Origin of the sequence: Segetibacter sp. 3557_3 (genome assembly GCF_004354985.1) — a bacterium.
In the GTDB taxonomy this organism is placed as follows: Bacteria; Bacteroidota; Bacteroidia; order Chitinophagales; family Chitinophagaceae; genus Segetibacter.
In genome coordinates this window covers 20,228-33,223 of record NZ_SMSK01000030.1, presented here as the reverse complement: position 1 = coordinate 33,223, position 12,996 = coordinate 20,228, and the positions used below count along the sequence as shown (strand labels likewise).

General features: G+C 41.0%; 7 protein-coding genes. 4 read left to right on the top strand and 3 right to left on the bottom strand.

Annotation, left to right across the window (positions count from 1 at the left end; genetic code table 11):
* Positions 1–582 precede the first annotated feature (582 nt).
* The 3 genes from EXU57_RS24450 to EXU57_RS24440 form a co-directional block, all read right to left on the bottom strand.
* Positions 583–1,494 carry a hypothetical protein gene (locus tag EXU57_RS24450; protein WP_133270901.1) on the bottom strand — a complete coding sequence of 304 codons (912 nt, stop codon included), beginning with the start codon at positions 1,492–1,494 and terminating at the stop codon, positions 583–585.
* Between the two features lie 338 nt (positions 1,495–1,832).
* Positions 1,833–2,393 (bottom strand): Crp/Fnr family transcriptional regulator, encoded by a 561-nt coding sequence (locus EXU57_RS24445; RefSeq protein WP_133270900.1) that lies wholly within the window; start codon positions 2,391–2,393, stop codon positions 1,833–1,835.
* 394 nt (positions 2,394–2,787) lie between these two features.
* Complete coding sequence (locus EXU57_RS24440; RefSeq protein WP_133270899.1) at positions 2,788–4,917, bottom strand: type IA DNA topoisomerase; 2,130 nt, start codon at positions 4,915–4,917, stop codon at positions 2,788–2,790.
* 534 nt (positions 4,918–5,451) lie between these two features.
* On the opposite strand from EXU57_RS24440, the gene EXU57_RS24435 reads away from it, so the two are divergent.
* From EXU57_RS24435 to EXU57_RS24420, 4 genes are all read left to right on the top strand, one after another.
* On the top strand, positions 5,452–5,919 hold the full coding sequence (locus EXU57_RS24435; RefSeq protein ID WP_133270898.1) for a RadC family protein: 468 nt from the start codon (positions 5,452–5,454) through the stop codon (positions 5,917–5,919).
* Positions 5,920–6,676: 757 nt separating this feature from the next.
* Positions 6,677–6,892, top strand: a complete 216-nt coding sequence (locus EXU57_RS24430; protein WP_133270897.1) for a hypothetical protein — start codon at positions 6,677–6,679, stop codon at positions 6,890–6,892.
* 316 nt (positions 6,893–7,208) lie between these two features.
* On the top strand, positions 7,209–8,069 hold the full coding sequence (locus EXU57_RS24425; RefSeq protein WP_133270896.1) for an AraC family transcriptional regulator: 861 nt from the start codon (positions 7,209–7,211) through the stop codon (positions 8,067–8,069).
* Positions 8,070–8,497: 428 nt separating this feature from the next.
* Complete coding sequence (locus tag EXU57_RS24420) at positions 8,498–12,280, top strand: hypothetical protein (RefSeq protein ID WP_133270895.1); 3,783 nt, start codon at positions 8,498–8,500, stop codon at positions 12,278–12,280.
* The last annotated feature ends 716 nt before the right edge of the window (positions 12,281–12,996 follow it).

Below are 12,996 nucleotides of genomic sequence, written 5' to 3'. Positions count from 1 at the left end.
GGGTCAAGATGCCCCGGAATCCGTGCCAAACAAAGATGAGTCAAAGGGGGGGCAGTTTGCCCGGAATGAGGGGGTCAGCTTGGCCGGAACCACGGGGTCAAAATGTTCCGGAATCTACAATCAAGACCGATAAATGAAACATCAAGTTTTATCTTCATTTGTGCAGCTAAAGTTGAAATTTTATGGGTCATTCCAGCATTTACAACCTTTCCGGTCATCTGCTCAGTAGTGGCTAAGTCGAGGTAGATATCTTGTCTCTTAAATCTAATAGCTACGGCAATCAATAATCAATGCCCCTAATATAAGTTCTTAAAATCTTTTGTGATATAGTAGGCTTGCAATATTACAGGCAACGTTTAAGCATTGGCAATGTGGCGGTATTGACGTCTACATTGAGCGGATGCTGCTAACAGACAGAAAGGCTGATTATTTATTTTGTTGCTTGACGTTATTCGTCTGTCGAAATCAAAGCCGAATAGTGATAAAACAGCTGATTGCTCTTAAGTCGCCCACCATATTACCAATGCAAGGTTGGCTGCAGTCTGTATTTTATTGTTTGCCTAATTTCACGGAAGTGATTTTCTATAACAAAGTTACTGCTATAGTAAAAGCATCAATTACAGTTCCCAGAGGAATATTACCGGCTCTAAACAGTGAACCTGTACATTGAGCAGCTAAAGTTATTGAACACACTTTTTTTGCTAATTGAGGGGCAATGGTAACTTGACTTGAAAAGTTCCTAATTGCTGCACTGCCGGGTAACTTTCCCCCTGTTTCCACTTCGGTTGTAGTTGCATTTGCAATAGCATTTCCATCTGAGTCATAAAATATTGCCGTAACCTTTCCTTTAGGTCCGGCGTCCACAGCATCTGTTTCTAACTGAATAGTGACAAAAAGAATTCCGGAAGCTCGGTCAAGAGATGCACTGCCCCTAACCCAACTTTCTGGCGATTTGCCACAGTGTAATGTAGTTGCCATGCCACGATCAAATCCGGAGGGACCTTGGTATGAACCCGTTGCCTTAATGGTCGAAGTTTTTGAACCGTTATCAAATGCAGTTGTGGTCATTTGTGAAATTTGCTCTTTTGAGGAGTTGCCCGATTTACTTGTCCAAATTGGAATCCAATTTCCACAGAATTGACCAAATATTACAAGATTTCCATCGTCTTGTACCGATAGTTTGGTAGGGTTATTCGGATAACAGCAAGTTTTGCTATCCCAAACAGGTGTAGAGCCATTATATAAAACAAGGTTTCCGTCCGCTTGCATCGAACAAGTAGTTACGGCTTTGCCGTTCGTTTTTGTGTTCCAAACTGGGCTTCCAGTGGCAGTGTAAAGAACAAGATTTCCATCTCCTTGCAATACCAAGAAATAGTTCCTGCCAGGCGAATAATATCTATGATTTACTGCCAATGGCGCGGAGGAAATCTCTTGAGCTTGCGCAGAAATAGTAAATAATAGCATCACGATTACAATGATAGACTTGATTCTCATAAAACCTTATTTAAATGGTTAAGTTTTGGTTGGTGGTTTGCAATTGCTGCCAACGTTGAAGTGTTTATGAAGTTGTGGCCTTTGAACAACGCAAGTGTTAATTAAACATAGAAGCAAAATGCCGATTTATAGTTGAATGCTTCACAACCTGCCGCAATTTTATGAACACACTGTTGGCGGTAGTCTGTATTGCCACGAAATACATTGAAAAGAGCGGCAGAAAGAAGAGGTTTAGCTGTTTCATCATTATCAATTTTTTAGATCTATTTAAGTTATAATGATAAAATTCACAAACTTGATCGAGCATTCCGTTCACATTTGTTAATAAATGCAAGTGGTTACTTCCTCAACCTGCTTAAGGACTGAGGTTTTATTCCAAGGTATGCGGCAATAAGATACTGAGGAATACGATTTGACAAGTCATAGTTTTCGTGAATAAATTTATAGTAACGCTGCTTTGCAGAAAGCATAGACAAATCATTTGCATGTTGCGCGTTCGTGAAGAACGAATACTCAGTATAGTAGTTCTTGACTAACATAAACTTAGGCTGTATATGAAACAGTTTTGTAAGGTTTTCGGCAGATATTCTCAGCAACTTAGTGTCTTCTAAGGCCTTGATATTCATGTCGGAAGGTGATGCTGTTGAAAAGCTTTTAAGATAGCCGACCCACTCATTTTCTTTTATGAATTCACACGGGATCTCTACACCATCTTGTATTTGATAAAGCATGGTTAATCCTTCTATAATAAACGCAAAATGACGACTTATTTGGCCCTCTTTTAAGAAATGCTCTCCCTTAAGTAAATAACTTCCTTCTAGTAAACCTAAAAACAAGCTGATGTCTTGGTCAGTGAAATTGTCAATCAATTGCACCTGCTTTATTAAATGTTCGCTCATTATCGAAAGTTAGGTTTTGTGTGTTTGAATGTCGAAGTAAAATCTAACCAGTTCGTAAATGCTGCCCGTACTTGCATCTTAACCCTTTAAATCGGTTACTCTGCAGTTCAAGGCTGTGCTAAACAGATCAGCCGGGCAGCTCGCAAGTGATAGGCAAAGAAGTATAACCGTCCCTGAGCGCGTTGAAACATGGCGTAAGCGTCTTAAAGCCTTTCCGACGTCTTCCGTGAGTTTCCCTTAACCGACGACTGCATAAGCCTTTTAGATGCTGTGTTTGTTATACAGTCCCACTAGCCACCGACATTATGCCATTTAGTTCTAGGACTAGTGCTATTTTCCAAATCCAGAAAGTACCTTCAAAGCTTAAGCAGACTGATGTTTTAAGTTTCTTTCTTTATTTTTTATTCCCAAGATCAAAGGTAAGTTTATAAGTATCGTCCATTTTTAGCACAGCCTCAAAGTCGTTACTAGCTTTACTTTTAAATCCCTTGATCAAGCTTGTCTTTCTTTTTTGTACAAGCTGCTTTACATTAGCCTCGCTTAGCTTTTTGCCAGCAATCTCAAGCCATATCTTAAAATCACATCCGTCTTTGTAGCCTGTGCACCAGTAATTTTTTTCCCCCTTACGTATCGTTCCCTTCTTACATTTCGGACAGGCAAGATTATCTGCCTGGGCACTATCAGTGGCTACACTTGCAAGGCTCGCCCCAAAAGAAAGCAATTCACTACTTACCGTTGCTGCATATTCTTTGATCTCCATCATGAACTCAGCGTAGGCAATACCGCCGCTACCGATATCACTCAACTTTTTTTCCCATTGACCAGTTAGAACAGCACTGGATACAGGTTTCCCTTTAACTAATTCATAAGTAGCCAGACCTTTAGGGGTAGGAACTAATTTTTTCTTTTGCTTTTCGATATAACTGCGATTTAATAAGGTTTCAATTATGGCAGCTCGGGTTGCCGGAGTCCCGAGTCCACAATCTTTCATTGCTTCCCGCGCAGCTTCATCTTCGATATCTTTTCCAGCTGTCTCCATGGCTTTCAATAGTGAGGCCTCCGTATGGATCGGTTTTGGTCTGGTAAATTTTTCCATACATTCTGCACCGGTTCGTTGAACCCTTTCTCCCTGGCGAAGTTCCGGAAGTTGGCTATTATCAGGGTTATCTTCAGACGACTGTTCCCGCTGGCTTTCTTCTGATTTTTCTCCTTCTCTGACGCTACGCCAGCCTTTATGTTTTATTACCGAGCCGGTTGCCTTAAAGGGAATTCCCCCACTATCTAAGTTTGCAACGGTTTTATCTGAAATTGAATTATCATGAAAGGCTTCCAGCATCCTGGATAACACCAAGTCATATATTCTTTCCTCGTCACCTGATAGTTCTTTTGGCAGGTGGTCGGTAATAAGTAAGGCATGATGATCAGTTACCTTAGAAGCATTTACCGACCTTCTGTTAAGGATAGCCGGCATACTGGATGCCGCAACGCCGTATTTAGCATGACCCTTAGCAACACTGATCAACGATGGCACTTCTGCAAATACGTCATCGCCAATAAAGCGACTACCAGTACGAGGATAGGTTATATAGGTTTTTTCATATAAAGATTGGGCAGCCTTTAGCGTCTCATCCGCACTTAATCCGAATTTCTTGTTGGCTTCTTGCTGTAGAGAAGTTAAATCAAAGAGAAGAGGAACTGCTTCGGAAACTTCATTCTTTTCTACAGATGTCACAATTGCTTTGTCGGTTGACACGGCTAGTCTAAGAACTTCCTGAGCTTTTTCTCTCTGCTCATAATTTGTTACACCATAAGCGGAGAACGCCTGAGCATTCTTAGATAAGTCAATTCTAAGGACGTAATAAGCTTTAGGCTTGAAGTTTTGGTTATCCAGGAAACGACTGCATACAATTGCCAAGGTTGGAGTTTGGACCCTGCCAATTGAGAAAAGACTTTTGCCTGCAGCAACAGATAGGGCCCGGGTAGCATTCATGCCCACAAGCCAGTCAGCCTCACTCCTGGCCTTAGCGGCGTAATAAAGCTTATCATATTTGCTGCCGTCTTGCAGCGATCTAAACCCATCTTGAATAGCTTTATCAGTGAGAGATGAAATCCAAAGGCGCTTGAAAGGTTTACGAATATTAAGATACTCATAGATGTAACGAAAGATAAGTTCCCCTTCCCGACCAGCATCAGTGGCCACAATGATAAGCTCTGCCTGAATAAAGAGCTGTTTTATGATTTCCAGCTGCTTGCTAATACCAGGGTCGACTTTGCTTTCTTTTTTAACAGGGTCGTAGCGATGAGCAGGTTGTAAATCAAAGTTTTCAGGTAGCATTGGCAAAGTTTCTTTTGTCCATTTGACCCATCCGTAATGATCAGGCTCGCAAAGCGTTACCAGGTGTCCAAATGCCCAGGTAACTGCGTAAGCACCTCCCTGGAGATATCCATCTCTTTTGTTAGTTGCATGTAAAACTGCCGCAATCGAACGGGCTACCGATGGCTTTTCAGCAATTACAACCTTCATACGACAGTTAGCTTTTATTTAAAGATTTTTGGGTCTCACCTACTCCATGTGAAGCACGAATTACCAAATTGATATTTAATATAGCAAAAAACTTTCTCTCGGGAAAGTAAAGCCTTGTGCAAGTAGCTAATGAATTTACAAATGGGCATTCCGCATGAGCTAATAAGAACCGGGAGTATTATAGACACCGATTTCCGCGCTTCCGTGTTTAGCATATCTTAACTTTCTGGCGTGCCCCCAAGCTAGCGCAATGGGTCGGGCTTTTTGCTCCTACTCCTCGTTCCAACCAAAGGTTGGGACTGTGGGGTATAGGCGCCAATCCCTTACGCAGACTACATTTCCACGTTTACAAAAACCTACGCTAATATTTATTCATTGATTATTGCAAAAAATAGGCTTGTGCCTGAATACGCTTTCAAGGAACTACGGCATAAACGCATAAGCCAGCTCACAAGAGCCCTCATTTATTCCGTTCCTCCTTGCGCTTAATTCAGTGCAAAGCCTGGTGGCATTCCATAATCAAAAATAACTATTATGGAAACAACAACTGCCCCTGCCTGGTCAATCGTATCTGAGGTTGAGCTTACCTACAAATCCAAAGTCAAAGCTTCAGAGCGGCCACTAATTGCATCTTCCAGGGATGCTTACCAGATCCTCCTTAAAGTATGGAATGAAGGCAAGATTGACCTTCAGGAGGAATTTAAAATTCTTTTCCTTAACAGGGCTAATAAGGTTTTGGGTGTTTATCACCTATCAACTGGCGGGATCACTGGTACTGTTGCCGACCCCCGGTTGATATTTATGGCAGCACTCAAGGCTAATGGCGTTGCTCTGGTACTTGCTCACAATCACCCGTCAGGCAGTTTAAAGCCAAGCCGCCAGGATGAGGAACTAACCCAAAAGATCAAGAACGCGGGCTTACTCCTGGACATTAAAGTCCTGGATCACCTTATCATCACTTCCGAAACTTATCTTTCATTCGCAGATGAGGGGCTACTATAGCCCCTTTTTTATTCATACTTCTGTAGCTTTGCTAAAAAATTTAGCATTGTTACACCCGGAAGCGAAGAGGATGGCCGAAAAGGCAAAGAAAGAGGGGAAATGGCTATACGATCACGAGTATCGGTGGTGGTACAGTCCAGAGGACTTCGAGCATATTTTTCCTACGCCAACGCTTCTGACGAATTCCTTAAACGCTTGCAAATAAGAGACCCACGGGAAGGCATTGAAGCCGGATTTAAGAAAGTAGCCGAACTACAAAATAAGCTTCAGGTTTTGGTTAGGGCGGTGAGCGAGTATTATAGAAAATACAAATAAGTACTGGCTGGCTTCCAACGTAAACATACCGCCAAACCCTTGCAAAAACCATCACAGGGGTTTTACCTTAAAGAATGGTTTAGCAACTCTGAATAGCCCTACTCCTCTTTTTACTCCCAGATCTTTTTACGTGGTTAGTTCCCATTGAGGAATAACACTATCAATAATTACAATTACTCCATTTCGTTTCAGCTCGGCCAATACACTTCTTAGCTTCAGCGTTCGTTGATTGTCGCCTTCAATGTTTTGGAATGCAGCCTTATACCGAAAGTCGAAGAATGACAATCTACCATGCTGCTAAAAGGCATTTAAAACGGTTGTGTAGTAATTGGATGCATCTGATAACAAGTATTTACGGTGGTTTTAATATACCTAAAAGCCAATAGCAATCCTACACAAAGAAAAGTTTTCGTAAATTCAGAAGCAAAAATGGCCTTTACTTATGACCCTTAATGAGTTTAACGACCTTGACCAGGCAGGTAAAAGCTTATTACTAGCTCATTTAGGCGTAATTATTGGTGAACGAAATGAAACTACAACCACTTATACACTGTTCCATATGGGAAGCTTTTATGCTGAGGCGTGTTACGATGTGAAAGAGAGTAAACTTGTTGAAATTCGTTCATTTGTTAATACCGGGCCACCGATGTATATCTAACAAACATCGATATAAGTGAGGTAATATAAAAAACGTCGTCATTGCCATTCTGGTACTTACCATGTCTATGCGTGCGCCAAAGTCTCGCAAACGGCTTGCCACCAAGGGTCACGAAACTTTCTGCTGATTTCCTCGAAACTTCGATCGGTTAGCATCGTGCACCTATCCTCATCAGGTCAGTATTTTCACGGCCATTCACAACATGGACAAAGCCTCAAGTAGCCGTTAACTTAACCATATCGGCCGATTGTTGTTCCGTTTTGAAAAAGAATTAGTACTGATCGAACTTAAGTATTATTCAATTAAAAAGCTAATCATGGAAGCCTTCCAAGCCTTACCGCAGCCAGTACTGCGGAACAATATCGTTTCTTATCTTAATGTTTGCGGCAATTCTGTTGAACTTGGTAGTCTAAAACAAACTTTTTTCCCGTACCACATGCCAGCACTCCTTTTCTGTTCAGGCGAGTTTTCCTGTTATCATTCAATTACGGGTACCAACAAACAGATGTCAGTGTCAGGAGGACAAATTGGATCGCACTATATGGGATTAATTACGAGCCCATATACTTACACTTTTAAGGATAACGAAGAAATATCTGTTTTCTTTGTTATATTTCAGCCGTTTGGTTTCTACGAACCTTTTAGAATTAACATGTCAGACTTAACAGATGTATTACCTTCTTTTACCAGCTTAGTCGGAGAAGAAGGAAAAGTGTTAAACGATCAATTGGCTGAAGTCAATAGCTTCGAGCAAAAAGTAAAACGAGTGGACGACTTTTTTCTTGATAAATGCCTAAAAAGTAAAAAAGACAATAGTCAAATAGCGGAGGCCTGTCGGGCTATCATTTCTAACAACGAGTTTGTTTCAATGAAAAGCCTTGCTTATCAGACCAATATGTCTCAAAGCAAGCTAGAAAGACAATTTACTGAAGTAGTGGGCGTAACACCAAAAATGTTTTCACGATTCAAGCGGCTTCATCGAAGCCTTTGTTTTTTAAATAGTCTTCCGGGGGATTCGTTAACCAAAGTTGCTTACCAAAGCGGGTTTTATGATCAAAGTCATTTTATAAAGGAGTTTAAATCATTTACATTACAAACGCCATCAAGCTTCAATCCAAGTGAATGTTTTCTCTTTAATAAATTAGTTCTATTTAGCAACCTTTATCCAAGCTGTTAGAGCTGTTATTGACTATTGTGATATTTGCTAGATATTACCTTATCGCTCCCTAAAACAAAGCATTCTTTACGCTAAAGCCTCGAGCTTTGTAATTTAAAGATTGCCGATTTTTTACAATTTTTCAGTTTAATTGGATTATAATTTTACTTAATCGAAGTAAAAAACACATGAACAGCACTTCTAAATCTTAGAGTGCATCAACTATGGTGTACAAGCTATTCTCAACGCTATTAATCATAGCTGTAGTTTGAGAACTCCCCTGATATAATTGATTTTTAAAAATATATAGTTTAAAAAATAGGTTCACTTTTCTATTAACGATATGTAAGTTAGAGATAAGTTGTATAAACATCTTTGAACGTACGTTGATCTCTAAAATTTCAAGGTAAATCAAAATCAAATTTAAATCAAGTTTAAAAAGTATTACTATGGGATCACTATCGCGTAAGGCAAAGTCCAACATTTTGCTTCCAAAAATTACTAAAGGTTTTGATATAGATGCTTATCTGGACAGTGAAGGCGAAGAGTCCTTTAGCTGGGGGTTTGACTTTGATTTGCCTTTTGTCCAGCTGAGCGTCTTTGCTAGTCATATGGATACAGGAAAGGCGGCATCTAAAATTCCAATATACGCAAAAGCAGAACTTTATTTTACACCTGAAAGTGAACAGGTTTTAAAATCGATAGATTTTGTAAATCCCGAAGACAAAGTTGTGTTTCCGGTAGTACCACTTGGCATCATTGGTACAGATCATGTCGGATATGGTTCTTTCGATTTATGGGTCATAAGTAATGTACAAAACCTTGGAACCATAAAAAAAGTTTTGGAACAAAGAGGGCTGCTACGTAGTGGCCTTCCAAAGTTAACATTAAGAATGCACAAGTTGATAGTGTTGCCGTTTAATGATCCTACTATAAGCTTTGATGCAATAAAGGAAGGTGATGTAGGCTCTGAAGTGATAACATTAAGGATGAAATTTGACTCTGTAATGCTTGATGGCAGGCCAGGATGGCTGCCCATGCCTGCAATGCAAACTCCAAGTCTTCTGGATTGGCGTTTATCACCGGGCTCATTTTCTATGTCCAGCGCCCTTTTAATTGGCGAAGACGGATGTGAAAAGCTCGTTCCAAGTAATCTGTCTTCTCGCCTAGTCCGCTTTAAGCAACTGATTAAATCTCCAAAGCTCCAAAGATTTGACCTTAAACCAATAGGGAAGATTAAGTTAAGATTAGGGTATGTTATTCAGTATAACTCAGAGTGGTTTCCTATTGGTCATTCGCTGGGTCAAATCGCATATAGTTTGCCGCTTGCTCCAGGTGAAAAGATTAAAATCGCTATTGTGGATTGGTCGCGAAGAGACCTAGCTAATCGATCTGAGGGGACCAGTGTAAAAGAGGATTTAGAGCACGCTGCCCTTAGGGATAGAACCTTGTCTGAAACCGTTCACATGATTGTACAGGAGAGCCAGTCAGGTTCGTCTTTCATGGCAGGCGGAGCCCTTAGTGCAGGAGCTGGGATACCTATCGGAGCTATTAGTTTGGGAATTGGCGGAGCTTTCGGAATTGGTGGCTCCTCATCAGATTCGCAAGGAATTAGAACAATCTCTGGTGATACGCTGCAGAATATTAGTGATGCATTTAGTCAGTCATCATCCTCAATGCGAGAACTTAATTCCACCGTTGTCGTTCAAGGTGAGCAAGCCGAGTCATCTAAAGCTACAACGCGCGTTATTGCTAATTACAACCACAGCCACGCTTTGACGATCCTATATTATGAAGTCCTTCAGCATCAACGGGTAATAACCCGCCCCGTCTCTGTTCGGCCTGCCTTATTGTTGCAAAGAGAAAGTCAAGGGTTTACTGAGGAGCTTGTGGAACATTTTAGTCAAGAGATTGGTAACTCCTTATTAGATGAGTCATTACGTTCATGCCTTGCTGTTATTGAAAAGCGTGCCTGCTTGCAAGCCAACTTTGCGAGAGAACAGGAGAGAAGGACAGAGAGTGATGACCCTCTTGACTTCAACATTTTAGGAGAATTTAAAATTATAATTAAGTCCGGAAGTATAGTGCCGAATGCAAATCTCGTTGTCCATCTTATTCCCGAATCAGGAGAGGGGTTCATTAATTGTAATTTAACCGATATTAGGCTTACATATTATGATGGTTACAAGAATTTGCTAGACGTTCTTGCAAATCAAGGTCCGAGACGCGATGATGCTCCTCTAAGAAATGATCAATACTATTATATTGCGCCTAATGAGGAGTTCTCTTATTCTGTAAAGCCAAATTTTGAAGTACGCTGGAAAAATGTAAAAGCCATTGAAATATTATCCCTAAAGGAAGATATCTCTTGGGAAGTGGAAAGTGTACTCATTAGCACTAGTAATGGGCTACATGGATGGACAATGTTTAATGGAAAACCCGAGATTTTTTCAAAAGGTTTAAGAGTACCTGTCAGTCCTTACACACCACCCATTCGGACCGTTGATGATATCTTGTCAGATGAGGATCATTGTTGCATAAGGCGTTTGAAAAATCATCTAGAAAAGCATAGTGGTTATTATTGGGAGGCAATTACACGAAAAGAACTTCCCGCTAACAGAGCTAAATGGCTGAACACTGAAATTATGGGCACTACCTTATTAGACATGGTAGATAATACCCTGATCGACTATGTAGACGGGTACATGGCTATGCCGATAACTCTTAGTGGTGAATCGGTGCTCAAAGAAATTTTTGAGGTCGAGGAATTAGCATCAGTAAATCAAAAGTTTGATGAGTCTGCAGAGCAGATATTAACGCTCCCCTCTAGAGGAGTCTTCGCAGAAGCTAAACTAGGTAATTGTAACGCATCTGAAATAATTGATCCCACTCGATTTTGGGATTGGCAAACTTCACCTATTCCGGACGACACGCCAGAGATTGCTGCCGCTAGTACTGATACTCGTTCCTTAGATCCGACGAGAGCAACCACACCTACATCCTTCCCTGCAAGCCTAATTAATATAGTTAATCCTCCAAGTTTACCAGATCCCATCGGGCTGAATTCGGCAGCTGGTGTGTTATCAGCGCTTGGACCCTTTAGAGATATGTCGGGAATCAAGGACTTAGGATCCTTTTTACAGACACTCTCGAACAACGCAACTCAGCTTGCCAATCAAGGATTGAAGAACGCACAGACAGCGGGATTATTGAACACAATACGTAGTGCTAAGGAAATTCCTGATGATCAACGAGCTACTCTTATTAGTGAACTCCTCACAGGTCAAGTGAAAAACGCGACAACGCCTGCATCAGGAACAACTCCTTTGATTAATACGACACCTCCCACTCATACAACACTTCCGACTAACACAACACCTCCGACTGGTTCAACACCTTCCGCTGGTACAACACCCCCGACTGGTACAACACCCCCGACTAGTACAACACCTCCGACTGGAACAACACCTCCGACTGGAACGACACCTCCGCCAACAACTCGGACAGCTGCTCCCATTAAACGGACTCCCACACTTTCAAAGAAAACGCGTTATCTAAGATTCATTTTTACGTATGATACAAACGATCCAATGATGGGAGATTGGCATGTCGAGTTAATGTCTTCAGGAGTAACCAAGGTAGCAGATAGCTTATATAATACAATTCTCGGTGCCAGCCGGTCAGATATAGGGGATCGTGTTGATTTAACTGTTGAGGAAAACATTTTCGAAACTGGTGAAAATTCTGTGATAATCACCATTACAGGAACCATAAGACAATTGCCGCAGTCTTTAGTTGCTGGAACGAACGATATTCAAATTTCTGAATGGACTGCTAGTAGAAATTTTACTCAAGCCGTTCCAATTACCTCGTTTTCAGATACCCATATCATTAATGTGACTCAAAAAACAGAAGATATTCAATATAAATTGGTTCGCATGTATCAAGGTAGTGAAGCGACCACGAATATCACCGAAAAATCAGAAGGTTTAGAAGTTTCAGTTGAATCGGCGGTTGAGCTCGCTGCTAGTACACCTGCTTTAGAGGCAAAAAGTAATATTAAAGTAGGTGCAAAAGGTACTTTAGGTACAAGATCTACTGCTCAAAAACTGATGCAGGGGACAGATATAATCGGTGAGGAGATAATGTTTACTGGCAAACGGATAGCCAAATCCATGCCGTCAATCATTCCATTAACTCCTTCCGCTCCTCCTGTCACACCCACTAGATAAGTCAACTCTATTTAGGAGGTCTTACTCTAAAGTGCTCGCTCCTAACGATACACAATTGTTGTACTTATGTAAGTAGTAATAGGTGGGCAGTAGATGGGAATCAAAAATCTGAATACCCTTCAACAGCTTGAAATGATATAAATTATAGCGTAGCAGGGTTTCAGGTAACATACAACGGTGCAAAGTAAGCCTCCGTCCAAGCCGGGTTGATGCTTGTGGTAAAAAATAAGAATTTAACACCAATTGCTACAGGACAAATGGCATTGTCGAAACAGGGTTGTTGACAGTGAATACGAGGTACCTAACATAGATAGTTAACTTGTCCACCGCTGAAGAGTATCCGCTATTGCTATTCATTTAGATCACTTCCGAAAATTATCTATCATTCGCAGATGAGGGGCTACTATAGCCCCTTTTCTAATTTATACTTCTGTAGCTTTACTAAAACATTTAGCATGGATACACCCGTGGCTATACGATCATGAGTATCGGTGGTGGTACAGTCCTGAGGACTTCGAGCATATTTTTTCCTACGCGAACGCTTCTGATGAATTCCTAAAACGCTTGCAGATAAGAGACCCACGGGAAGGCATTGAAGCCGGATTTAAGAAAGTAGCGAAACTACAAAATAAGCTTCAGGTTTTAGTTCGGGCGGTGAGCCAGTATTATAGAAAATACAAATAAGTACTGGCTGGCTTCCAAAGTAAACATACCCG